The 22,657-nt window shown below is 45.5% G+C and carries 22 protein-coding genes, 9 tRNA genes and 2 pseudogenes; 27 read left to right on the forward strand and 6 right to left on the reverse strand.

Going from position 1 to position 22,657, the window contains the following annotated elements:
• Positions 1 to 284: pseudogene (locus AACR75_RS17200) on the reverse strand (transketolase); the annotation flags it as partial.
• 329 nt (positions 285 to 613) lie between these two features.
• On the opposite strand from AACR75_RS17200, the gene metK reads away from it, so the two are divergent.
• The 7 genes from metK to ruvX all read left to right on the forward strand — a co-directional run bounded on the left by metK (position 614) and on the right by ruvX (position 6,105).
• Positions 614 to 1,768, forward strand: coding sequence for a methionine adenosyltransferase (gene metK, locus AACR75_RS17205; RefSeq protein ID WP_026027375.1), 1,155 nt, complete (start codon positions 614 to 616; stop codon positions 1,766 to 1,768).
• Between the two features lie 67 nt (positions 1,769 to 1,835).
• Positions 1,836 to 2,336, forward strand: coding sequence for a SprT family zinc-dependent metalloprotease (locus tag AACR75_RS17210; protein WP_017045505.1), 501 nt, complete (start codon positions 1,836 to 1,838; stop codon positions 2,334 to 2,336).
• 133 nt (positions 2,337 to 2,469) lie between these two features.
• On the forward strand, positions 2,470 to 3,177 hold the full coding sequence (gene endA, locus AACR75_RS17215) for a deoxyribonuclease I (RefSeq protein ID WP_013857813.1): 708 nt from the start codon (positions 2,470 to 2,472) through the stop codon (positions 3,175 to 3,177).
• Between the two features lie 108 nt (positions 3,178 to 3,285).
• Positions 3,286 to 4,017, forward strand: a complete 732-nt coding sequence (gene rsmE, locus AACR75_RS17220) for a 16S rRNA (uracil(1498)-N(3))-methyltransferase (RefSeq protein WP_013857814.1) — start codon at positions 3,286 to 3,288, stop codon at positions 4,015 to 4,017.
• A 13-nt stretch (positions 4,018 to 4,030) separates the two neighbouring features.
• A complete protein-coding gene (gshB, locus tag AACR75_RS17225) occupies positions 4,031 to 4,984 on the forward strand; it encodes a glutathione synthase (protein ID WP_040122940.1) in 954 nt (317 codons plus the stop codon).
• A gap of 46 nt (positions 4,985 to 5,030) precedes the next feature.
• The gene (locus AACR75_RS17230; protein ID WP_017045507.1) at positions 5,031 to 5,594 is read left to right on the forward strand and encodes a YqgE/AlgH family protein; all 564 of its coding nucleotides are present in this window, start codon (positions 5,031 to 5,033) and stop codon (positions 5,592 to 5,594) included.
• Positions 5,595 to 5,676: 82 nt separating this feature from the next.
• A complete protein-coding gene (gene ruvX / locus AACR75_RS17235; protein ID WP_019282292.1) occupies positions 5,677 to 6,105 on the forward strand; it encodes a Holliday junction resolvase RuvX in 429 nt (142 codons plus the stop codon).
• Between the two features lie 83 nt (positions 6,106 to 6,188).
• Here the strand turns inward: ruvX and AACR75_RS17240 are convergent, their stop codons facing one another.
• Positions 6,189 to 7,295, reverse strand: a complete 1,107-nt coding sequence (locus AACR75_RS17240) for a PilT/PilU family type 4a pilus ATPase (RefSeq protein WP_047688103.1) — start codon at positions 7,293 to 7,295, stop codon at positions 6,189 to 6,191.
• 10 nt (positions 7,296 to 7,305) lie between these two features.
• A pseudogene (locus AACR75_RS17245) lies at positions 7,306 to 8,343 on the reverse strand (type IV pilus twitching motility protein PilT).
• Positions 8,344 to 8,368: 25 nt separating this feature from the next.
• Here AACR75_RS17245 and AACR75_RS17250 point away from each other — a divergent pair.
• The 7 genes from AACR75_RS17250 to hemW all read left to right on the forward strand — a co-directional run bounded on the left by AACR75_RS17250 (position 8,369) and on the right by hemW (position 13,111).
• Positions 8,369 to 9,070, forward strand: coding sequence for a YggS family pyridoxal phosphate-dependent enzyme (locus AACR75_RS17250; RefSeq protein ID WP_017048292.1), 702 nt, complete (start codon positions 8,369 to 8,371; stop codon positions 9,068 to 9,070).
• Between the two features lie 61 nt (positions 9,071 to 9,131).
• Entirely contained in the window at positions 9,132 to 9,950 is an 819-nt protein-coding gene (proC, locus tag AACR75_RS17255; protein ID WP_047688105.1) for a pyrroline-5-carboxylate reductase, read from the forward strand.
• A 70-nt stretch (positions 9,951 to 10,020) separates the two neighbouring features.
• The gene (locus AACR75_RS17260; protein ID WP_047688107.1) at positions 10,021 to 10,578 is read left to right on the forward strand and encodes a YggT family protein; all 558 of its coding nucleotides are present in this window, start codon (positions 10,021 to 10,023) and stop codon (positions 10,576 to 10,578) included.
• On the forward strand, positions 10,578 to 10,868 hold the full coding sequence (gene yggU, locus AACR75_RS17265; protein ID WP_026028959.1) for a DUF167 family protein YggU: 291 nt from the start codon (positions 10,578 to 10,580) through the stop codon (positions 10,866 to 10,868). The genes AACR75_RS17260 and yggU overlap by 1 nt, the downstream gene beginning before the upstream one ends.
• A 42-nt stretch (positions 10,869 to 10,910) precedes the next feature.
• Positions 10,911 to 11,342: a DUF4426 domain-containing protein gene (locus AACR75_RS17270; protein WP_013857823.1), complete on the forward strand. Its 432-nt coding sequence runs from the start codon at positions 10,911 to 10,913 to the stop codon at positions 11,340 to 11,342.
• Between the two features lie 12 nt (positions 11,343 to 11,354).
• Entirely contained in the window at positions 11,355 to 11,954 is a 600-nt protein-coding gene (locus tag AACR75_RS17275) for an XTP/dITP diphosphatase (RefSeq protein ID WP_017042394.1), read from the forward strand.
• The gene (gene hemW / locus AACR75_RS17280) at positions 11,954 to 13,111 is read left to right on the forward strand and encodes a radical SAM family heme chaperone HemW (RefSeq protein ID WP_047688111.1); all 1,158 of its coding nucleotides are present in this window, start codon (positions 11,954 to 11,956) and stop codon (positions 13,109 to 13,111) included. The genes AACR75_RS17275 and hemW overlap by 1 nt, the downstream gene beginning before the upstream one ends.
• A gap of 83 nt (positions 13,112 to 13,194) precedes the next feature.
• Here the strand turns inward: hemW and glsB are convergent, their stop codons facing one another.
• Together glsB and trmB are read right to left on the reverse strand one after the other, a co-directional pair.
• A complete protein-coding gene (glsB, locus tag AACR75_RS17285) occupies positions 13,195 to 14,115 on the reverse strand; it encodes a glutaminase B (protein ID WP_047688177.1) in 921 nt (306 codons plus the stop codon).
• A gap of 143 nt (positions 14,116 to 14,258) precedes the next feature.
• Positions 14,259 to 14,978 carry a tRNA (guanosine(46)-N7)-methyltransferase TrmB gene (gene trmB, locus AACR75_RS17290; protein ID WP_026027213.1) on the reverse strand — a complete coding sequence of 240 codons (720 nt, stop codon included), beginning with the start codon at positions 14,976 to 14,978 and terminating at the stop codon, positions 14,259 to 14,261.
• Between the two features lie 175 nt (positions 14,979 to 15,153).
• Here trmB and mutY point away from each other — a divergent pair, with 175 nt between their 5' ends.
• From mutY to AACR75_RS17350, 12 genes are all read left to right on the forward strand, one after another.
• A complete protein-coding gene (mutY, locus tag AACR75_RS17295) occupies positions 15,154 to 16,209 on the forward strand; it encodes an A/G-specific adenine glycosylase (RefSeq protein ID WP_013857828.1) in 1,056 nt (351 codons plus the stop codon).
• Positions 16,210 to 16,230: 21 nt separating this feature from the next.
• Complete coding sequence (locus AACR75_RS17300) at positions 16,231 to 16,503, forward strand: oxidative damage protection protein (RefSeq protein WP_010320634.1); 273 nt, start codon at positions 16,231 to 16,233, stop codon at positions 16,501 to 16,503.
• Positions 16,504 to 16,581: 78 nt separating this feature from the next.
• A complete protein-coding gene (mltC, locus tag AACR75_RS17305; RefSeq protein WP_013857830.1) occupies positions 16,582 to 17,712 on the forward strand; it encodes a membrane-bound lytic murein transglycosylase MltC in 1,131 nt (376 codons plus the stop codon).
• A gap of 106 nt (positions 17,713 to 17,818) precedes the next feature.
• Positions 17,819 to 17,894, forward strand: a tRNA-Phe gene (locus tag AACR75_RS17310).
• A gap of 55 nt (positions 17,895 to 17,949) precedes the next feature.
• Positions 17,950 to 18,025, forward strand: a tRNA-Thr gene (locus tag AACR75_RS17315).
• A gap of 6 nt (positions 18,026 to 18,031) precedes the next feature.
• Positions 18,032 to 18,107, forward strand: a tRNA-Phe gene (locus AACR75_RS17320).
• A gap of 36 nt (positions 18,108 to 18,143) precedes the next feature.
• Positions 18,144 to 18,219, forward strand: a tRNA-Asn gene (locus tag AACR75_RS17325).
• Positions 18,220 to 18,605: 386 nt separating this feature from the next.
• Positions 18,606 to 18,681: transfer RNA gene (locus AACR75_RS17330), tRNA-Phe, on the forward strand.
• A 55-nt stretch (positions 18,682 to 18,736) separates the two neighbouring features.
• A tRNA-Thr gene (locus AACR75_RS17335) sits at positions 18,737 to 18,812 on the forward strand.
• Positions 18,813 to 18,827: 15 nt separating this feature from the next.
• Positions 18,828 to 18,903, forward strand: a tRNA-Asn gene (locus AACR75_RS17340).
• Positions 18,904 to 18,937: 34 nt separating this feature from the next.
• A tRNA-Thr gene (locus AACR75_RS17345) sits at positions 18,938 to 19,013 on the forward strand.
• A gap of 31 nt (positions 19,014 to 19,044) precedes the next feature.
• Positions 19,045 to 19,120, forward strand: a tRNA-Asn gene (locus tag AACR75_RS17350).
• Between the two features lie 121 nt (positions 19,121 to 19,241).
• Here the strand turns inward: AACR75_RS17350 and djlA are convergent.
• Entirely contained in the window at positions 19,242 to 20,096 is an 855-nt protein-coding gene (gene djlA, locus AACR75_RS17355) for a co-chaperone DjlA (RefSeq protein WP_047688116.1), read from the reverse strand.
• Between the two features lie 149 nt (positions 20,097 to 20,245).
• Between djlA and lptD the strand changes: the two genes are divergently transcribed.
• A complete protein-coding gene (gene lptD, locus AACR75_RS17360) occupies positions 20,246 to 22,615 on the forward strand; it encodes an LPS assembly protein LptD (protein WP_047688118.1) in 2,370 nt (789 codons plus the stop codon).
• Positions 22,616 to 22,657: the final 42 nt, after the last annotated feature.

Raw genomic sequence — 22,657 nt, forward strand, 5'->3', positions numbered from 1 at the left:
AAGTTTTTCAAATCATCAATCGACAGCGCGTAACCGCTCAGGTGCAATAAAGAGTAAATCAGCATTGAGCCGTGGCCGTTTGACAGCACAAAACGGTCGCGGTCAGCCCATTGTGGGTTTTGTGGGTTATGGTTTAAGTGACTACGCCAAAGCACTTCAGCGATATCGGCCATACCCATCGGTGCACCAGGGTGACCAGAGTTAGCTTGTTGAACACCGTCCATACTAAGAGCACGGATGGCATTGGCGAGTTCTTTATTAGAAACAAGGTTACGGGAAGACATGTCTGCTCCTGAGTGCATTAAGCGAATTCAAATTAACGGAAATGGGCTGAAAATAGCGCGGCTATTCTCTCAAAGCACTTTTCTCACTGCAAACGTTTTACTGGAGAAATAGTGCTCTTTAGCGCTTATTTTTAGGATAAAAAACCAAACTCCAATTTTTCATCTAAATTTAAGCAAACGTTTGGTTTACAGACAGGCGTAAAAATAACTTGTAATTCGACCATTCAAAACTAGAATAGACGTCTAGATGTAGAAACACCTACATAAACTAATGAATAACGATGGTGAGCGAAGCTTGCCATAGTCCAACGATTAAAAGTGGAGCTCTCATGGTTAAGCACCTGTTTACTTCTGAATCCGTTTCAGAAGGCCATCCAGATAAAATTGCAGACCAAATTTCTGATGCAGTTTTGGATGCGATTCTAGAACAAGACATCAAAGCGCGCGTTGCTTGTGAAACTTACGTGAAAACCGGCATGGTCATGGTTGGTGGTGAAATCACTACCTCTGCATGGGTGGACATTGAAGAGCTTACTCGCCAAACCGTTCGTGAAATTGGTTACGTCAACTCAGAGATGGGTTTCGATGCCAATTCTTGCGCCGTTTTGAATACCATTGGTAAACAGTCACCTGATATCAACCAAGGTGTTGATAAGGCCGATCCTAAAGAACAAGGCGCCGGTGACCAAGGTATTATGTTCGGTTACGCGACCAACGAAACTGAAATCCTTATGCCGGCACCGATCACCTACGCTCACCGCTTGATGCAAAAACAAGCAGAAGTGCGTAAAAATGGCACGCTTTCTTGGCTACGTCCTGATGCAAAATCTCAAGTTACCTTCCAATATGACCAAGGTAAAATTGTCGGAATTGATGCAGTCGTTCTTTCAACGCAACATTGCGACTCTATCTCGACAGCTGACCTACGCGAAGGCGTCATGGAAGAGATCATTAAGCCTGTGTTGCCAGCCGAGTGGCTTAGCAAAGAGACCAAATTCTTCATCAACCCAACCGGTCGTTTTGTGATTGGCGGCCCAATGGGTGACTGTGGTTTAACTGGTCGTAAGATCATCGTTGATACCTACGGCGGCGCAGCGCGTCACGGTGGTGGTGCATTCTCTGGTAAAGATCCATCAAAAGTAGACCGTAGTGCAGCCTACGCGGCGCGTTATGTAGCGAAAAACATCGTGGCGGCTGGCCTTGCTGACCGCTGTGAAATTCAGTTGTCATACGCCATTGGTATCGCAGATCCAACCTCAATCATGGTCGAAACCTTTGGTACTGAGAAAGTATCACAAGAGATCATCATTGAAGCGGTACGCCAGCACTTCGACCTACGCCCATACGGCCTACAAGAAATGCTCAATTTGCTGCAACCGATCTACAAGAAAACCGCCGCTTACGGTCACTTCGGCCGTGAAGAGTTTCCTTGGGAAGCGACTGACAAAGCCGCCATCCTGCGTGACTTTGCTGGCTTGAAGTAATTTTCAACCTAGTTTAAATTTGTAAGCCCTTGCTCATTCGCAAGGGCTTTTTTCTAGGAATGAATCTGTGCCTAATTTTGAGCTACATTACCGTGCGCAAGTAAAAGCAAAACAGTGCATCACAACCGCTCGTCACTATTTTCAACACGACTTCCCTATGCCGAGTATCAGCTATCAGTTACGGGGAAAGGCGGCAGGTAAGGCTTATTTACAACGTTGGGAAATCAGACTGAATCCAGTGCTGTTTGCTGAAAATCAACGCGCCTTTCTCGATGAAGTGATCCCACATGAAATCGCCCACCTAATTACCTACCAGCGCTATGGTCGTGTTCGTCCACACGGTAAAGAGTGGCAGGCCGTGATGAATCAAGTGTTTCATTTACCAGCCAATACCACTCATCGCTTTGAAGTCTCTTCTGTGCAAGGCAAAACCTTTGAATATCACTGCGCCTGTGCGCATTATCCGCTCACTGTCCGTCGTCACAATAAAGTGATGCGCAATCAAGCCACCTACCGCTGTCAACACTGTGCACAAACGCTCCATTTTACTGGCGTGCAGCTTTCCTAAATAAACTTTGGTTGCTGCTACTTGAATCTACAGCTGTGTGGTTACACCCATCTGCAATTAACAACAAAAACATCATTTATTATTCTTTAATCTGAGTGTTAGACTAATAAAAACCATACTTATATCAGTCTAAATGATGTCCTATTTTCGCTTATTGCTTGTGAATAGCAGCTTAGCTTTGTTCTCGTTTTGTGCCCTAGCTGCGCCTCCCGCTTCCTTTTCTCAAGCTAAAAAAGAAGCATTGAAAATCTATCATGATCATCCAGTGAGCTTTTACTGCGGTTGTGACATTGCATGGCAAGGTAAGAAAGGCACGCCCGACTTACAAGCTTGTGGTTACCAAGTTCGCAAACAACAAACTCGCGCCAGCCGTATTGAATGGGAACACGTCGTCCCTGCTTGGCAATTTGGCCACCAGCGTCAGTGCTGGCAACAAGGTGGGCGTAAAAATTGCACCAAAAATGATACTATTTTTCGTTCGATGGAAGCTGACCTTCACAACCTGACGCCGGCGATTGGCGAAGTTAACGGCGATCGTTCAAACTACAATTTCAGTCAGTGGAATGGCGTCGAAGGTGAAAGCTATGGCCGTTGTGAAATGCAGGTCGATTTTAAACAACGCAAAGTCATGCCACCCGATAGAGCACGTGGCTCAATTGCTCGTACCTATCTGTACATGAGCCAAAACTATGGCTTTCAGTTATCCAAGTCCCAAACACAACTAATGCAAGCGTGGAATCGCCAATACCCAGCCGATGAGTGGGAATGCAAACGCGATCAGCGAATTGCCAAAGTTCAAGGCAATCACAACCCATTTGTGCAGCAACAGTGCCGTTCATGAGGTACTTTTTGTGGGCCATTTTCGTGATTGAAACTCGCCCTTGCCCCTTGTTTTTTCAGTGTAAAGCATCCATGTTAATGGCTATTCAACGTCAGGTAGGAACTATCCATGCGTATCCCTAGAATTTATCATCCGACTCCTCTTCAACCCTCAAGCATTATTGCTCTCAATGATGATGCGGCTGGGCATATTGGCCGGGTGTTACGCATGCAAGCGGGCCAAGAAGTACTGCTTTTTGATGGCAGTGGCGCGGAATTTCCAGCGGAAATTACCGAGGTCAGCAAAAAAAATGTGCTGGTCAATGTGTTGAAAAGAGTCGAAAGCAGCTGTGAATCGCCTCTTAATTTACACCTTGGGCAGGTGATCTCGCGTGGAGACAAAATGGAGTTCACCATTCAAAAATCGGTCGAACTTGGCGTCAATACCATCACGCCTTTGATTTCTGAACGTTGCGGCGTGAAATTAGATGCCAAACGTTTTGAGAAAAAACTGGAACAGTGGCAAAAAATTGCAATCAGCGCTTGTGAGCAGTGCGGCCGCAATATAGTGCCGCTGATCCGCCCAATTATGCAGTTGGAAGAGTGGTGTGCCGAACCCAGTGATGCGCTCAAGCTCAACTTACATCCACGTGCGAAGTATTCAATTAATACCCTGCCTCAACCCATCAATAAAGTCCGTTTGTTGATTGGCCCTGAAGGGGGCTTATCAGAATCAGAAATTAGCATGACTGAACAGTACCATTTTGAAGAAACCTTGCTAGGCCCACGCGTACTGCGTACTGAAACTGCGGCCTTAACGGCTATTACTGCTCTTCAAGTTCGCTTTGGCGATCTTGGCTAACCGGAGAAAAACAATGATTAAACTTGGTATCGTCATGGACCCTATCTCGTCCATTAACATCAAAAAAGATTCCAGCTTTGCCATGTTGCTAGAAGCGCAGCGTCGTGGTTATGAAATCCACTATATGGAGATGAATGATCTACACTTAGATCAAGGTGTCGCTTTTGCCGATACCAAAGTGGTGACATTGAAAGAAGATCCGAATGGTTGGTATGAGTTTTTATCTGAGCAAACTATTCCACTGGCTGATCTCGATGCAGTGTTGATGCGTAAAGATCCGCCGTTTGACACTGAATATATCTACGCAACCTACATTCTAGAACGCGCAGAAGAAGCAGGAACATTAATCGTCAATAAGCCGCAAAGCTTACGTGACTGCAATGAGAAACTGTTTACGGCATGGTTCCCTGAACTAACGCCAACCACCATAGTGACGCGTAAAGCGGAAAAAATTAAAGCCTTCCGCGCGCAACATGGTGATGTGATTTTAAAACCGTTAGACGGTATGGGCGGGGCATCTATCTTCCGCGTTAAAGAGGGTGATCCAAACGTATCTGTCATTATCGAAACATTAACTAACCACGGCCAAAACTACTGTATGGCGCAAACTTTTGTACCTGACATCAGCAACGGTGATAAACGTATTTTAGTGGTCGATGGTGAACCAATGCCTTACTGCCTAGCGCGAATTCCGGCACAAGGTGAAACCCGTGGCAATTTGGCAGCGGGTGGCCGTGGTGAAGCGCGTCCGCTAAGCGAAACCGATAAAAAAATTGCTCAAACTATTGCTCCAACATTGAAAGAAAAAGGCTTAATCTTTGTCGGACTTGACGTTATTGGCGACAAGCTCACTGAGATCAACGTGACGAGCCCTACGTGTATTCGTGAAATAGAGGCCGCCTTTGATATCTCAATTACCGGTAAGTTGATGGACGCGATTGAGCGTCGAATCAACAAGTCATGCTGAACTGGGCAAACTCTTGCCCAGTAATTTGCGATAGGTTGGAGGCAGTATGAATCTTACAAATCATTTTTTAGTCGCCATGCCAAGTATGAGAGACCCTTACTTCAAGCACAGTGTTATTTACATCTGTGAGCACAATGAAGAAGGGGCGATGGGCTTGATGATTAATGTGCCGATTGATATCACCGTGGGCGGCATGTTAAACCAAGTCGATGTTGAGCCAAGCTACCCGAAGCTTCAACTTGATAGCCTAAAAAGGCCCGTATTGAATGGCGGTCCTGTTTCTGAAGATCGCGGTTTTATCCTACATCGACCGAAAGATCATTATGAATCCAGCATCCGTATGAGCGATGACATTGCCGTCACCACATCGAAAGATATTTTAGCGGTACTGGGCACGGATGCCGAACCAAGTCACTATCTTGTGGCTCTGGGTTATTCAGGCTGGGAGCCGGGTCAGCTTGAGTTAGAGCTGGCTGAAAATTCTTGGTTAACCATTGAGGCCGATCCAGAGGTTATCTTTAATACGCCCATTCACGATAAGTGGAATCAGGCGATTAAAAAACTCGGCATTGACCCCATCCAACTCTCAGCACAAGCTGGGCATGCTTAACTTTTACGGCTCTAACCTTTACGGCTCTAACTAGGTAACGCGCCTTTTTAGAGCCTTCGTTGCACCATTCAAGATACTGATTATGACATCCAGAACCATTATGGCTTTTGACTTTGGCACCAAAAGCATCGGCAGTGCGATTGGCCAAGAAGTTACAGGCACCGCATCGCCACTTAAAGCCTTTAAAGCCAATGACGGAATTCCACATTGGGAAGAGATCGAAAAGCAGATCAAAGAGTGGCAACCCCATTTATTGGTGGTAGGGCTACCAACAGATTTGCACGGTAAAGCGTTGGAAACCATTACTCCGCGAGCCAAAAAATTTGCGCAGCGTTTACACGGGCGCTTTGGCTTACCCGTCGAGATGCATGACGAACGGCTTTCAACCCGGGAAGCCCGCGCCGACTTATTTGCCATGGGCGGCTATAAAGCGCTGAGCAAAGGCAATGTCGATTGCCAATCAGCCGTAGTGATCTTAGAGAGCTGGTTTGAAGCGCAATGGGGCGCTTAACTTAACCTCGCGTAACTTAACTTTAATACAGCGGTGCAGAACAATCCCGAATCGAGTTCGGGATTGTTCGTCTTGAACTGCAACTATTCCATATCAATCTGCACGTTATCCAATGTGCCACTGCTGATCCCTTCGCCACGCTTTGTTTTTAACATTAAACGCAAATCGTTAGCCGAGTCAGCGCTGTGCAGTGCATCTTGTTCACTGATTTTGTCATCAACGACCAGTTGATACAGTGCTTGGTCAAAAGTCTGCATCCCCACTTCTTTTGATTTGCCCATCGTCGCTTTCAATTCGTGCAGATCACCACGGCGGATCAAATCGGAAATTCGAGGGCTGTTGAGTAAAATCTCAAACACACCATGTCGTCCCTTGCCATTCTTATCGCGGATCAACTGCTGCCCCACGACGCCTTTGAGGTTCATTGATAGATAAAACAAAAACTGCTCTTTTTGCTCTTTAGGAACCAAATGCAAAATTCGCTCAAGCGCTTGGTTGGCATTGTTAGCATGTAACGTTGCCATACATAAATGACCTGTCTCGGCAAAGGTCATCGCATATTCCATCGTTTCACGTGAACGGATCTCACCAATTAAAATCATATCAGGGGCTTGGCGCAGCGAGTTTTTCAGCGCCACTTCGTAACTCTCGGTATCCAACCCCACTTCTCGCTGGGTCACAATGCAACGCTGATGCTCATGCACAAACTCAATCGGATCTTCCACTGTTAAAATATGCCCAGTTCGGTGCGAGTTACGATAGCCCGTCATGGCCGCCATGGTGGTCGATTTGCCCGACCCCGTCGCGCCTACCACCAGAACCAGCCCACGCTTTGCAATCGAGAGATCTTGCAACACACCCGGTAACTTTAATTCTTCAAAAGTGGGGATATGAGTTTCAATGCGGCGGATCACCGCACCGGGCAGCTCACGTTGGAAAAAAGCACTGACACGAAAGCGGCCAATCTCTCTCACCACTGCAAAATTGGCTTCACGTGTACGTTGAAATTCACGGCGGCGATCCTCATCCATCATGGCATCTAACAACGCCATCACCTGCGTTTGGGATAACTTTTCGCCATGAGCTCTTAACTCTCCATCGACGCGAAATAACACTGGCGCTCCTACGGTGAGGTACAAGTCGGAAGCTTTTTGAGTCAACATACCCTCAAGACATTGGTTCAGTTCCATGAGCTCTCTCTTAAAATGGTGATGAATTGACTTCCAGTTTTTTCTGCACTTCTTCTTGATCGACAATACCTTGCGCAATCAACTGTTTAGAATTCTGTTCCATGGTTTGCATGCCATGCGCCGCACCCGTTTAGATGATGGAGTACATCTGCGCAACCTTATCCTCGCGGATCAAGTTACGAATCGCTGGAGTGGCAAGCATAATTTCATGACATGCGACGCGGCCCCCACCTAAACGTTTTAGCAACTTTTGCGCAATCACGGCTCGCAATGATTCAGAGAGCATTGAACGAACCATCTCTTTATCACTACCGGGAAACACATCAATGATCCGGTCGATAGTTTTCGCCGCAGAGCTGGTATGTAACGTGCCAAACACTAAATGCCCGGTTTCAGCCGCGGTTAACGCTAAGCTGATGGTTTCTTGATCGCGCAGCTCACCGACCAAGATTACATCCGGATCTTCGCGCAGCGCCGAGCGTAGCGCCGCTTTAAAACTGTGGGTATCTCGGTGCACTTCACGTTGGTTAACCAAACATTTATTGTTGCTATGCACAAACTCAATTGGGTCTTCAATGGTTAAAATGTGTTTGTTGTGATGAGAATTAATGTAATCAACCATTGCTGCCAGTGTGGTCGACTTACCCGACCCTGTTGGCCCAGTCACCAGCACCAATCCTTTCTCATAATTGGCGATTTTATTAAAAATGTCAGGCGCTTGTAGTTCTTCCAAGGTTGGGATCACCGTAGGAATCGTCCGGAAAACCGCAGAGCAGCCACGAGATTGATGGAAAGCATTGACACGAAAACGCCCTACATTAGGCAGCTCAAATGAGAAATCCACTTCCAGTTTCTCTTCAAATTCACTACGCTGAGCATCGTTCATGATCTCAAAAATCAAACGATGCACGTCAGCATGAGTAAAAGCAGGCACTCCGAGCTTTCTTACTTCACCATCTATCCGTACCATAGGTGGAACACCTGCAGATAGGTGTAGATCCGAAGCGTTGTGCTTTACACTAAAATCCAGTAGCTCAGCGATATCCATTTAATTTCCTTAGTAAAGTCAGGCTATGAGTAGTATTCAACAAAACATTGAACAGATCACTTCACAAATTGAAAGTGCACAACAAAAGTGTGGACGCGCTCGAGAGAGAGTGCAACTTTTAGCGGTCAGTAAGACCAAACCTGTCGAGGCGATTCTAGAAGCAGCGCGCGCTGGGCAACGTTTATTTGGTGAAAACTATGTGCAAGAGGGCGCGGATAAAGTTCAATACTTCAATACCTTGCACCCCGAACTGGATTTAGAATGGCACTTTATCGGCCCAATTCAGTCCAATAAATCGCGCATTGTGGCCGAGAACTTTGCTTGGGTGCACACGGTGGATCGAAGTAAAATTGCCCAGCGTTTAAATGATCAACGTCCAGCAGGCATGCCACCACTACAGGTCTTGATTCAAGTCAACACCAGCGGTGAAAGCTCGAAATCGGGCATTGGTGAACACGAAATAGTTGAGTTGGCAGAGTTGATATCCGCGCTACCCAACCTCACGTTAAGAGGACTGATGTCTATTCCTGAGAATGTCCCCGATTACGCTGCGCAACTTGCCGCATTTCAAAAACTGGCGAGCTTACAAGCGCAATTGTCTGAACGTTTTTCAGGGTTAGATACGCTCTCAATGGGCATGAGTGGCGACATGCAAGCGGCGATTGAAGCTGGTAGCACTATGGTGAGGATCGGCACCGCTATTTTTGGTGCGCGTGATTACGCTTAGCACTGGCTTATCTATCAACCACATAATAATCAATCAGCGACAAGCAATTAGAGGTCAGCAGATGCAGCAGAGAAACATCACTTTTATCGGTGCAGGCAATATGGCCAAAGCAATTATTGCAGGCTTAGTCGCCAGCGGTTATCCAGCTGATAGAATTACCGCGACCGCACCGTCAGAAACAAGACGCAAACCACTGGAAAGTGCTTATGGCATTCACACCACCAGCGATAATCTTGCCGCAGCGCAGCAAGCCGATGTGGTGGTACTGGCGGTCAAACCGCAGTTGATGACCAGTGTCTGTCAACCTTTGCAATCCATTGATTTTAGAAATAAGTTGGTGATCTCCATTGCAGCAGGTGTTTCTGCGGCGCGCCTTAATGAGATGCTGGCAACCGAACTACAACTAGTACGCGCCATGCCCAATACACCTTCGCTGATCAATCGAGGCATGAGCGGTCTATTTGCCGCTCCAAGCGTATCAGAGCAAGACAAACGCTTTACCGCACAATTGCTACAAGCCGTTGGTGAAGTGTGCTGGGTTGAAAACGAGTCCGCCATTAATGGCATCATCGCCGCTGCAGGCAGTGCGCCTGCCTACTTCTTTTTGTTTATGGAAGCGATGCAAAATGAAGCCATCGCTCAAGGCTTTGATAAAGAAACGGCCCGTTTGTTAGTACAACAAGCGGCGTTAGGCGCAGCCGAAATGGTGGTGGCAAACCCTGAGATTGAACTCTCGACATTGCGTGAACAAGTGACCTCCAAAGGCGGCACCACCGCCGAGGCGATTCGCACCTTTAACGAGCATCAACTTGCCAATATCGTTGCACAAGCGATGCAAGCGGCCGTAACTCGTGCACAAGAAATGGAAAAACTGTTTTAATCCTAGTGGCGTTTCACTAAGCTATAGCGCAAAAGCGCAAACGACACTCTACTCATATTAAGGGCTAGCTATGAATTCAATGAGTTTTTTGATCTCCACCCTGTTTGATCTGTACATCATGGTCGTAATTTTACGCATCTGGTTACAAGCAGCGCGTGCCGATTTCTATAACCCATTCTCCCAGTTTATCGTCAAAGCAACACAACCTGTGGTTGGCCCACTGCGCCGAGCGATTCCATCCATTGGCAGCCTAGATTTGGCCACGGTTCTCTTTGCGTACGTGCTGTGCGTATTGAAATTTATTGCCTTAATGCTGGTGGCATCAGGTGGTGCGGTTAGTTTTAGCGTCTACTTTTTATTCTTAGGCTTACTCTCGTTAGTCAAATCCGCTGGCGGTTTACTGTTCTGGGTACTGTTGATCCGCGCCATTCTCAGTTGGGTTAGCCAAGGCCGAAGCCCGATTGAATACGTATTTCATCAATTAACCGAGCCGATGCTTGCGCCGATCCGTCGTATTCTACCAGCGATGGGTGGTTTTGATTTAAGTGTATTGGTGCTGTTTATTGTGCTGCAGTTTGCGAACTTCCTAATGGGCGATTTTATTGGCCCAGTATGGTATCAGTTGTAATGTCATCTGCTGTTTGGCAAGAGGGAGAGGATCTAATCCTCAAACTCTACATCCAACCCAAAGCAAGCCGCGATAGTATCGTCGGCTTGCATGGTGAGGAGCTCAAAATTGCCATCACAGCCCCGCCTGTTGATGGCAAAGCCAACGCGCATTTAACCAAATTCTTGGCCAAACAATTTAAAGTCGCCAAAGGTTTAATCGAGATAGAAAAAGGGGAATTGGGACGTCATAAACAAGTCCGAATTCATTCACCTCAAGTGATACCAGAGCCGATTGAAGCCATCTTGTGATGGCTTTTTATTTAGCCCACTCTGTTTTGTAAGGAGCACCACATGCGTAAATGGATGATAGCGTTTGTTATAGCCTTTATTTCGCTACCCACACTCGCCGAGCAGTTTCAAACCATCAAGAATGTTGAAGTTCACTACTCAGCTTTCAACTCAACATTTTTAACGCCACAAGTGGCGCGCAGTTATCAGTTAAAACGTAATGGTTACTCGGCTATTTTAAACATCAGCGTATTAGATAACTCGGCCTTAGGTAAACCAGCTATGGAAGCGACACTCAAAGGCAATGCGAAAAACCTAATCGGTCAGGTACGTGAACTTGAATTTAAGCAATTCAAAGAGGGCAACGCGATTTATTACCTCGCTGAATTCCCCATTACCAATGAAGAGAATTTGAGTTTTGACATTGAGGTTGATGCGGGCTTAAAAGGCACCGGTAAGCTTAAATTCACCCAAAAATTCTACGTCGAAGAATAGAGAAATAGTGCAATGAAAAAAATAGTATTAGCCACAGGAAACCAAGGCAAAGTGCGCGAAATGGCTGATCTGCTGGTTGATTTCGGTTTTGATGTGGTGGCGCAAACAGAATTAAACGTCCCAGAAGCCGAGGAAACTGGCACCACCTTTATTGAAAATGCGATCATCAAAGCACGACATGCTGCCAAAATCACTGGCTTACCTGCGATTGCCGATGACTCCGGCTTAGAAGTGGATTATCTGCAAGGCGCTCCGGGAATTTACTCGGCGCGCTACGCTGGTGAAAATGCCAGTGACCAACAAAACCTAGAAAAATTATTAGCGGCGATGGAAGGTGTACCAGACGAACAACGCACCGCTCGTTTTCATTGCGTGCTGGTTTTCATGCGTCACGAAAATGACCCAACACCATTGGTCTGCCATGGTACGTGGCAAGGTCGTATCTTGCACCAAGCTCACGGCAGTAACGGTTTTGGTTATGATCCAATCTTCTTTGTCCCTGAAGATAACTGCGCTTCAGCTGAACTGCTACCTGCACGTAAAAAGCAGCTTTCACATCGTGGCAAAGCGCTAAAAATGCTATTTAAAACCTTAAGCGAGCAAAATTCATAATGTTGCAACCACCCGCGCTGAGTTTGTACGTGCACATCCCATGGTGTGTACAAAAATGCCCCTATTGTGATTTTAACTCTCACGCGCTAAAGCACGATATTCCTGAACGTGAATACATTGATGCGCTATTGGAGGATCTCGATACCGATATCGCCAAATACCGCCTTGTAGACCATCCTCGCCCATTGCATTCCATTTTTATTGGCGGTGGTACACCGAGTCTTTTTTCTGCTGAAGGTATTGCTCGCCTGCTGCAAGGCATTGAAGCGCGTATTGCGTTTAAGCCTGGGATTGAAATCACCATGGAAGCTAACCCGGGCACGGTAGAGGCTGACCGTTTTGTTGGATATCGACAAGCAGGGGTGACGCGCATCTCGATTGGTGTACAAAGTTTTGAGCCACAAAAACTGGCACGTTTAGGGCGAATTCATGGTCAGCAAGAAGCGGTTAATGCCGCTCAATTAGCTCATCAAATTGGCTTAAACAGCTTCAACTTAGATTTGATGCATGGCTTACCCGATCAAAACTGTGAACAAGCGCTGGCCGATTTAGACAAAGCGATTGCACTAAACCCACCTCATCTTTCTTGGTATCAACTGACCATTGAACCTAATACGGTTTTCTACTTTAAACCGCCCACTTTGCCAGATGATGACGCACTGTGGGATATTTTTGAGCTGGGTCACCAAAAATTGGCCGCCGCTGGGTACGTGCAGTATGAAATTTCTGGCTATAGCAAACCCGGCTATCAATGCCAACACAACTTAAATTACTGGCGCTTTGGTGATTATCTGGGGATTGGTTGTGGCGCGCATGGCAAGCTCAGCTTTAACGATGGGCGTATTGTACGCACCACTAAGGTGAAGCATCCGCGTGGCTATCTCAATTTACTCAAACCTTACTTGGATGACGAATTTGAAGTCGCCGCTGCGGATCGCCCTTTTGAATTCTTCATGAACCGCTTTCGCTTGATGGAACCTTGTCCGAAACAAGACTTTGTTGAAACAACTGGATTAAGTTTAAGCGTGATTCAGCCAACGATAGATTGGGCACTAGCCGAACACTATTTAACGCAAACCGAAAGTCACTGGCAAATCACAGAAAAAGGAAAACTGTTTCTTAATGACTTGCTCGAAGCCTTTATGGCTGACGACTAAAAAGATAACCCCAACAGAGATTGGCTAACCTAATCGGTAGCCAATCTTTTGCCAAAAACACGGGCTGTCAGAAAATATTGAACTTAAAAGATAGAGCGACCAATACGCTCAGCCAAGAGTTCTAACATCTTAGTTCCCGCAAAAGAATTACCTGACGCATCAAGCTCTGGCGACCAAACCGCAATCGTCATCTCCCCAGGAACAACAGCAATAATACCGCCACCTACGCCCGATTTACCCGGCATGCCAACACGATAAGCGAACTCTCCTGCGCCATCATACAAACCGCAAGTCGCCAATAAGGCATTGATCTGCTTACTTTGTGTCGGCGTTACTATCGCTTCCTTGGTATGCACGGACACCCCTTTATTCGCCAGATAACTGAAGGTTTTCGCTAATTGAACACAGCTCATTTTAAGTGAACAAGCGTGAAAATAGTTGTGCAGTACCGGGATAACATCATTATCGAAATTACCAAACGATCGCATCAAATAGGCGATGGCGGCATTGCGATCGCTGTGCATCATTTCTGAAGCCGCTACCACTTTGTCGTATACGATGCCCTCTTCACCCGACAACTGACGTACAAACTCCAGTAAGCGCTGCCGAGGGGCTGATAAACGGCTATGCAGCATATCCGCCACCACAATAGCTCCAGCATTGATAAAAGGGTTACGCGGAATACCCTGCTCCATTTCAAGCTGGATCATCGAATTAAACGCTTGGCCTGAAGGTTCTTTTCCGACACGAAGCCATAGCTCTTCTGGTTTATAAAGCATCATAGCAAGCGTTAAGCTCAAAGCTTTAGAGATGGATTGAATTGAGAATCCTTCCGTGGCATCTCCAGCCGAAATCACTTCACCTTGATTGGTGTAAACCGCGATCGCCAGCTTGTTATTCGGTACTTTGGCTAAAGCAGGAATGTAATCGGCGACTTTTCCTTTGCCGATCAGTGGGCGAACCTCACACAAAATATCAGCAAGTAGATTGGGTGTTAGCTTCATGGGTGACTTTACCTCGGGTGAGAAATGTTTTTCTCTATTTTTATAATGATTTTCGTAGGGCGCTAAGGCCGAAAAAGCCAACATTACAACAATGTTGGCTTTTCTTTAATCGCTAATTTTGTTGCAGCAACAAAAGTGAGTCGTTACGCGGTGCGTTTATATTTGATATCCCACACACCATGACCTAAACGGTGACCACGCGCTTCAAATTTAGTCAAAGGACGCTCTTCAGGACGAGGAATATAGTCACCTTCTGCGGCAATATTGGCAAAGCCCGGCGCTTGATTCATCACTTCAATCATATGCTCAGCGTAGTTTTCCCAATCGGTCGCCATATGAAAGATACCCTCTTCCATTTTTAGTTTTTGACGCACCATTTCCGCAAATTCTAACTGCACAATACGGCGCTTATGGTGACGTTTTTTGTGCCAAGGATCAGGGAAGAACAGTTGCAGTGTATGCAGGCTACCATCAGGGATCATGTGTTCAAATACTTCCACTGCATCATGGCACATCACGCGTAAATTAGTCACGCCAGCATCACGAGCGGCTGACAAACAGGCGCCAACACCTGGGCTATGCACTTCAATACCAAAGAAGTTTTTTTGCGGTGCATTTTTAGCCATTTCAACTAATGAAGCGCCCATACCAAAACCGATTTCTAAAACCACCGGGTTATCGTTACCAAAAACCGCCGCCCAATCGAGCAATTGTGGCTGGAAATCAATACCCATTGTTGGCCAACATTCATTCATTGCCGCTTCTTGGCCTTTGGTTAATCGACCCTCACGACGAACGAAACTACGGATTCGACGCAGTATTTTGCCTTCTTCGGTATATTCGTTGGTGGTTACTTCACTCATTGATCTTGCCTGCACATTGATTAATCAAAGCGGGGATTATCCAAAGAATTATTCTCGGTGCAAGTGTTATCGAAATAAACTTGTTGGATAAATCCACACAATTTGTCCGTTTTACAACGTCACATTTATGTGGTGCAATTTTGCTCCACTAAAACTATAAACCAAAGAGCCTGTCGTGACACCTTTCGCTAACGCCATTTTAAAATGGTATGACGCCTATGGGCGCAAACATTTGCCGTGGCAACAAAACAAAACGGCCTACAGCGTTTGGCTGTCGGAAATTATGCTCCAACAAACTCAAGTCGCAACGGTAATCCCTTATTTCGAACGCTTCATGCAACGTTTTCCAACCGTGATTGATTTAGCCAATGCAGAACAAGACGAGGTACTGCACCTATGGACCGGCCTTGGTTATTACGCACGTGCGCGCAATCTACACAAAGCAGCCAAAATAGTGGCCAGCGAATATGGCGGTGAGTTTCCCCTTGATATCGAACAGATGAATGCTCTACCGGGTATTGGCCGCTCAACCGCTGCGGCGGTGCTTTCTTCGGTTTATAAGCAGCCGCACGCCATTTTAGATGGTAACGTAAAGCGTACTTTAGCCCGCTGTTTTGCTGTCGAAGGCTGGCCGGGGCAAAAAAAGGTTGAAACTCAGTTGTGGCAACATGCCGAACAAAATACGCCAGCGCAAGATGTTGATAAATATAACCAAGCCATGATGGATATGGGGGCGATGGTCTGCACACGCAGCAAACCGAAATGCACGCTCTGCCCAGTTGAATCTTTTTGCATCGCCAATAAACAAAATAACCCACTCGATTATCCGGGCAAAAAACCAAAAACAGACAAACCAACCAAACAAACTTGGTTTGTGATGCTGCACCATAACCATCAAGTATGGTTAGAACAGCGCCCTCAAAGTGGAATTTGGGGTGGATTATTTTGCTTCCCTGAAAACCCCAATAGCGCCATCGAAGATCAACTTGATCACAGAGCCATCAAAGAGAGCGCTATCCGCTCTATTCGCCCACTCATCGCTTTTCGCCACACGTTTAGCCATTATCATTTAGAGATCACACCGATCTTGGTGGAGTTATCTCAACAACCGAACATCATCATGGAAGCAAGCAAAGGTCTTTGGTATAACTTAGCCCAACCGGAACAAATCGGCTTAGCCGCTCCTGTAAAACAGTTGCTAGAAAGCCTTCCATTTGAAATTAACCCTTAAAACACCGAAGAGGAAGTGACCATGAGCCGCACTGTATTTTGTGCTCGACTAAATAAAGAAGCCGACGGTTTGGATTTTCAACTGTACCCAGGTGAATTAGGTAAACGTATTTTTGACAACATCTCAAAAGAGGCTTGGGCACAATGGCAGCATAAGCAAACCATGCTGATCAACGAGAAAAAACTCAATATGATGGACCCTGAACATCGTAAATTGCTGGAAACCGAAATGACCAACTTCCTATTTGAAGGAAAAGAGGTCCATATCGAAGGCTACACGCCACCAAGCAAATAAGAGATACCTTATTTATTTCGAGGATAATCAATGACATCATGGTAAACGCTCTGATGTCATTTTTGTATTGGGAAGATAATGAGAAAGCTGACTTACTTTTTTATTGCAATGCTACTGGCCGGTTGTAGCCGAGAATTAGTTGAACGCATATACAGCGTCGACTATGAGCCGACCAACCGTTTTGCCAAAAACTTAGCGCAATTACCCGGGCAATTTGTCAAAGATACCGCCGCCTTAGATGCACTGATCAGCAGTTTTTCTGGCAACATTGAGAAACGCTGGGGCAGTAAAGAGATCAAAGTGGCCGGTAAAAGCAACTATGTAAAATACATCGATAATTACCTGAGTCGTTCCGAAGTCAATTTCTCCACGGGAACCATTATTATCGAAACAGTTTCCCCAACTGACCCCAAAAAACATCTGCGCAATGCCATTATTACCACCTTGCTCACGCCTGATGATCCCGCACACGTTGACCTTTTCTCTTCACAAAATATCGAATTGAATGGTCAGCCATTTTTGTACAACCAAGTGCTTGATCAAGATAAACAACCGATCCAGTGGGGTTGGCGCGCGAATCGATTTGCTGATTATCTTATTGAAAATAAATTAAAAGTTAAGAACGTTGATTTCAAAAAAGCCTACTATGTGGAAATTCCTATGGTAGCGGATCATGCCTCTAAACGAGGTTATAAATACGCCGACATCGTGCACCGAGCCTCGAAAAAATATAACATTCCCGAAGATCTGATCTACGCGATCATAAAAACTGAAAGTAGCTTTAACCCCTACGCCGTCAGTTGGGCCAATGCGTATGGCCTGATGCAAGTGGTTCCTAAAACCGCAGGTCGAGATGTCTTTAAACTGGTCAAAAATAAATCTGGTGAGCCCAGTCCTGAATATCTGTTTGATCCCGAAAAAAATATTGATACGGGAACGGCCTATTTTTATATTCTGAAAAACCGCTACCTCAAAGAGGTCAGCCATCCAACGTCACTCGAATACAGTATGATTTCGGCCTACAACGGCGGCACAGGAGGAGTACTGAATACCTTTAGCAAAGATAGGAAACGAGCGATGAGGGACTTAAATTCACTGCAACCCAATCAAGTCTATTGGGCGCTGACCCAAAAACACCCTAATGCTGAATCGAGAAGGTACTTAGAAAAAGTAACAAAATTCAAAAAGGAATTTAACGCAGGTGGATAAAAAAGCGCAGCTTTGTCTAAATTCGCAGCAAACAAACCGTTTTTTCAAAATATTTCCAAAAAGCAGTTGACGATTGAAGGGAAAATCCGTTTAATAGCGCTCCGTTGCCCGGATAGCTCAGTCGGTAGAGCAGAGGATTGAAAATCCTCGTGTCGGTGGTTCGATTCCGCCTCCGGGCACCACAAATTAAATTGTTGGTGCTTTTGTTAAAGTAGCAGCAAGCAATAAATAAAGTGCGCCGACTTAGCTCAGTAGGTAGAGCAACTGACTTGTAATCAGTAGGTCACCAGTTCGATTCCGGTAGTCGGCACCATTTATTGCCTCGATAGCTCAGTCGGTAGAGCAGAGGATTGAAAATCCTCGTGTCGGTGGTTCGATTCCGCCTCGAGGCACCATTATTTGGTGCGAAGTCTTAGACTTACACAGATAATTCCCCCTTAGTTCAGTTGGTAGAACGGCGGACTGTTAATCCGTATGTCGCAAGTTCAAGTCTTGCAGGGGGAGCCACTTTTAAAGCCAAGTCTAACGACTTGGCTTTTTTATTACCTGTCATATTTATCCAATCCCCTCTACCTCTACAGCGATTACCTCTACAACGATTAAATTATGGGTCAGTCCATTTTCCGTCAAAAACTAAAACCAGTCTGGTGAGTTTGCTCCTTTAGTGTAACCAAGCGGATAAACGTGTGTTTTTCAACGCGCTTTTATTCGCTATTTGCTCCATTCAAAGCTCCTATTTTCTTTTCAACGCCTCTTTCCCTATCTAATCTGACACTAATTTTTAACGAAAATGGGCAAAAACGAGTCACTAAGTATAGAAAAACAACAAACGACATTTTTTTTGCATTTTACTGTTGACGTTAAATGCGAAAAACCTTTTAATACACCCCGTCGCCCGGATAGCTCAGTCGGTAGAGCAGAGGATTGAAAATCCTCGTGTCGGTGGTTCGATTCCGCCTCCGGGCACCACAGTTTCTAAATTGTTGGTGCCTAGCACAGACAATAAAATTAAAGATAAAAATGTGCCGACTTAGCTCAGTAGGTAGAGCAACTGACTTGTAATCAGTAGGTCACCAGTTCGACTCCGGTAGTCGGCACCATTCTTTAAAACCTGTTCCCCCTTAGTTCAGTCGGTAGAACGGCGGACTGTTAATCCGTATGTCGCAAGTTCAAGTCTTGCAGGGGGAGCCACTTTTCATCAATGAGCACTGCTTATTGATTCGGCGCCGACTTAGTTCAGTAGGTAGAGCAACTGACTTGTAATCAGTAGGTCACCAGTTCGATTCCGGTAGTCGGCACCATTTATCTGCATAAGATAAGCAAACATTCTGTTCCCCCTTAGTTCAGTCGGTAGAACGGCGGACTGTTAATCCGTATGTCGCAAGTTCAAGTCTTGCAGGGGGAGCCACTTTCTAAAGCCAAGTTTTCAAACTTGGCTTTTTTTGTGTCTTGCGTATGCTCATAATAAAAAGAGCCAGTTTGCACCAGCTCAATCGATTGGAACGTTCGCGGTAATTCACGATAGCCGGTTACTTAAAACCCTTCTCTTTCTTAATCAAATCGTACGCATTTTGGATCTCTTGCGATTTTTCTTTCGCAACGTTCATCATCTCTGGTGGTAAGCCTTTGGCCATCAATTTATCTGGGTGATGCTCATTCATCAATTTGCGATAGGCACGTTTAATCTCTTTAGCATCCGCATCTTTACTCACGCCTAACACATCGTAAGCATCAGTGAGGCGTTCAGCTTGCGCGGCTTGTTGCCACTGCCCAGATTGCTGGTAGCCTTGTTGTTGGCCACCAAAATTTCCGCCTTGTTGAAAACGAAAGGCCGCTTCTTGCATACGCAAGCGTCTTTCCAGTTGATCGGATGAGAAACCCAAACTACGAGCGATTTTGTGCAGTACATTGCGCTCGCTAGGGTGAACATCCCCATCGGCAAACGCGGCTGATATTTGCAATTCGAGGAAAAATTGCAACAAGTCAAAGCGTCCACCCGTCGAAAGGCGCACACGCTCCAACACTTCCTCTAAAGGAAAACCACTCTCTTTCCCCTCACGAAACGCATCTTGAGCCGCTTTACGTTGCTCACCATGTAAGTTCATACGCTCCATCATGATGGTAGCTAGCTGGATCTCTTCTTTGGTGACTTGCCCTTTCGCTTTAGCAACATGGCCCATGACCGAGAAAGCGGCTTTAAAAAATTCGTCTTGTCGCTCAGTTTGGCTTGGCCCAGAACCAAATGAGCTAGTTTTAAACCCCGCTTGATTCAAACGACGAGCTTTATCAAATTGATGCCCGAGAAACAAGCCAAAAAATGCGCCAAACGGTCCTCCAAATAAGAAGCCAAAAAAAGCGCCAAGAATTTTGCCAAAAATATGCATTATGTGCTCTCAATCTATGAATTTTTCAGGAGTAAAGCGGTCTGATAGTGCCGGGAGCTTCAATTTCCTTTATGATAAGAAACGTTTTATTTTACATTCGGCCATCCATCTTCCGAATCAATCAAGTTCAAACAGGATAGTACAACTCGATGTCATGTTTTTCCCGCACCTTGTTAGCCGCTTCAATTAGCGCAGCTCTTTTTGTGCCACAGACTCAAGCAGAAGCTATGTTAGACAATAGTGTGCAGGAAATGCCCGCTATAGATCAATGTTTGATCAACGAACCTGAAGCAGAAAACTCAAGTCAGCAACCGATTAATGTCGAGGCTGATACGCTAGAAGCCGTGAACGGTGAACGCGCAAACTACTCAGGCAATGTGGTCGTTGTTCAAGGTAAAAAACGCATTCTAGCGGATACCGTTACCCTGCATCAGAAAGATAATATTGTAGTTGCGCAAGGTAATGTCAACTTCAGTGACGGTGAAGTAAGGACCATTTCTGATAAAGCAACCAACAATCTTAATACGGATTTAATGACATTAGAGAACACAAAATATCAATTTTTGTGTGAACCCGGCCGTGGTGAAGCTGTGTATATTTCCAAAACGGGTAAGGCCGTTTATGAGATAGAAGATGGTTCTATTACCTCTTGCCCTGAAGGTAATAATGCATGGCGATTGAAAGCATCCAGCATTGATATTGACCAAAATGAAGAGCAAGCCACTTTTTATAATCCGCGCTTCGAGATTCAAAATATTCCGATTTTTTATCTGCCATTTCTTACGGTGCCGATTGGCGACACACGTAAAACGGGATTTTTATACCCTACCGTTTCTTACGGTTCTAGCGATGGTTTTGAAGCCCAAGTACCTATTTATTGGAACTTAGCGCCAAACTATGACCTAGAAACGACCTTTAAATATATGCAAGAACGCGGTACGCAATTAAACAGTGAATTCCGTTATCTGAATGATTTTGGTACAGGTAACATTAAATCTGAATATTTACCTGATGATCAAAAACATCCGGAAAAGGGCAGCCGCTGGGGCTTCCAATACCAACACAGTGGTATTTTCAACCAAGCTTGGAAGTTTGAAATTGACTACTCTCAAGTCAGTGACATTAGCTACTTTAGTGACTTAGACTCAGGTATCGGTAACCGAGAAGATGGTCAGCTTATCCAAGAAGGTAAAGCCACCTACCGGACCCACAATTGGGATTCATCGATACTGGTTCGCGACTTTCAGCTGCTTACAGAAGACAAAACTAGCACCAACCAACCCTATCGCTTGATGCCACAGATTGCGTTTAATTACTATGCGCCCGAATTATTACCGTATTTGAACTTTGATATGGTGAGCCATCTATCGCGTTTTGAAACCGATGCAAGAGGAAAACCTGCAGCCACCCGAGCGCATATTGAACCGGGCTTTACTATCCCTCTCAGTAACACCTGGGGCACTTGGACAACAGAAGCGCGAGTGCTTGGTACTTATTACCAACAAGATCTCAGCGGTGTTAACCTCAATTCGGATAACTATAAAGACCTAAAAGAGAGCGTTTCACGCATCATTCCGGAATTTAGAACTCATGTGGGATTAGTACTGGAAAGAGATACGGTTCTGTTTGATGACTATACGCAGACACTTGAGCCGCAGATTCAGTACCTGTACGTACCGAGAGAAGATCAGCGCAATATCGGGCTGTACGATACAACGCTACTGCAAACCGATTATTATGGTTTATTCCGCAGCCGTAAATATAGTGGTGTCGATTATATTGCCCCAGCAAATCAGATCAGCTACGGTGCCTCTTCACGGTTTTTCGACGATCAGTATAAAGAACGTTTAAATATCTCTTTTGGCCAGATTTTTTACCTCAAAAAAGATCTCAAGAATTCCTCCCCTAATGAGGGAGATAATTCAGCCAACACTTCCAACTATTCGGCTTGGGCCGTCGAAATGGACTTCAACTATGATGATTTGCTCTTCTATCATGGCGGGGTCCAATACGACATTGATAGCAGTACGATGCAGCTCGCCAATAGTACTCTCGAGTACCGAGTGGGTTCTGGATACATTCAAACTAACTATCGTTACGTCACCAAAGAGTATATTGATAATACCGTTGGCGATACAATTACCAATATTAATGCCATTACCAAAGATGGCATTTCACAAGCCGGTTTACTGGCTGGGTATCAGATCTCCAAAAAGTGGAATGCTAGCGGACAGTACTTCTACGATTTAACCACGGAAAAGAGCCTGGAGTGGCTGGCTAACCTAAGCTACACCTCAGATTGTTGGTATATTGGTTTTACTTATAGTAATCAACTGCGGAAATGGGATGGTGATTTTGTTACTGACCCTAATGCTACGCCACTCTACGAAAATAACTTTAGTTTGAACTTTGGTATTGTCGGTTTTGGCACCACGATTGGTGCAGGTTCCGGAACGACGGGCGTAGACAGCGCTGGAAATTCATTAAGTTATGGTCGTCCATTTTTCCTAAACAACTAATTTATCCGGCCTTTGCTTAAGCGTAAAGGCCCTTGCGCATTT

It is taken from the genome of Vibrio sp. ZOR0018 (genome assembly GCF_963865925.1).
GTDB lineage: Bacteria > Pseudomonadota > Gammaproteobacteria > Enterobacterales > Vibrionaceae > Vibrio > Vibrio anguillarum.

Excerpts from the sequence above, each read along its gene's own strand:
- metK (WP_026027375.1), top strand. The coding sequence starts at position 614 with ATGGTTAAGCACCTGTTTACTTCTGAATCCGTTTCAGAAGGCCATCCA.
- endA (WP_013857813.1), top strand. The coding sequence starts at position 2,470 with ATGATGTCCTATTTTCGCTTATTGCTTGTGAATAGCAGCTTAGCTTTG.
- rsmE (WP_013857814.1), top strand. The coding sequence starts at position 3,286 with ATGCGTATCCCTAGAATTTATCATCCGACTCCTCTTCAACCCTCAAGC.
- gshB (WP_040122940.1), top strand. The coding sequence starts at position 4,031 with ATGATTAAACTTGGTATCGTCATGGACCCTATCTCGTCCATTAACATC.
- AACR75_RS17230 (WP_017045507.1), top strand. The coding sequence starts at position 5,031 with ATGAATCTTACAAATCATTTTTTAGTCGCCATGCCAAGTATGAGAGAC.
- ruvX (WP_019282292.1), top strand. The coding sequence starts at position 5,677 with ATGACATCCAGAACCATTATGGCTTTTGACTTTGGCACCAAAAGCATC.
- AACR75_RS17240 (WP_047688103.1), bottom strand. The coding sequence starts at position 7,295 with ATGGAACTGAACCAATGTCTTGAGGGTATGTTGACTCAAAAAGCTTCC.
- AACR75_RS17250 (WP_017048292.1), top strand. The coding sequence starts at position 8,369 with ATGAGTAGTATTCAACAAAACATTGAACAGATCACTTCACAAATTGAA.
- proC (WP_047688105.1), top strand. The coding sequence starts at position 9,132 with ATGCAGCAGAGAAACATCACTTTTATCGGTGCAGGCAATATGGCCAAA.
- AACR75_RS17260 (WP_047688107.1), top strand. The coding sequence starts at position 10,021 with ATGAATTCAATGAGTTTTTTGATCTCCACCCTGTTTGATCTGTACATC.
- yggU (WP_026028959.1), top strand. The coding sequence starts at position 10,578 with ATGTCATCTGCTGTTTGGCAAGAGGGAGAGGATCTAATCCTCAAACTC.
- AACR75_RS17270 (WP_013857823.1), top strand. The coding sequence starts at position 10,911 with ATGCGTAAATGGATGATAGCGTTTGTTATAGCCTTTATTTCGCTACCC.
- AACR75_RS17275 (WP_017042394.1), top strand. The coding sequence starts at position 11,355 with ATGAAAAAAATAGTATTAGCCACAGGAAACCAAGGCAAAGTGCGCGAA.
- hemW (WP_047688111.1), top strand. The coding sequence starts at position 11,954 with ATGTTGCAACCACCCGCGCTGAGTTTGTACGTGCACATCCCATGGTGT.
- glsB (WP_047688177.1), bottom strand. The coding sequence starts at position 14,115 with ATGAAGCTAACACCCAATCTACTTGCTGATATTTTGTGTGAGGTTCGC.
- trmB (WP_026027213.1), bottom strand. The coding sequence starts at position 14,978 with ATGAGTGAAGTAACCACCAACGAATATACCGAAGAAGGCAAAATACTG.
- AACR75_RS17300 (WP_010320634.1), top strand. The coding sequence starts at position 16,231 with ATGAGCCGCACTGTATTTTGTGCTCGACTAAATAAAGAAGCCGACGGT.
- mltC (WP_013857830.1), top strand. The coding sequence starts at position 16,582 with ATGAGAAAGCTGACTTACTTTTTTATTGCAATGCTACTGGCCGGTTGT.
- djlA (WP_047688116.1), bottom strand. The coding sequence starts at position 20,096 with ATGCATATTTTTGGCAAAATTCTTGGCGCTTTTTTTGGCTTCTTATTT.
- lptD (WP_047688118.1), top strand. The coding sequence starts at position 20,246 with ATGTCATGTTTTTCCCGCACCTTGTTAGCCGCTTCAATTAGCGCAGCT.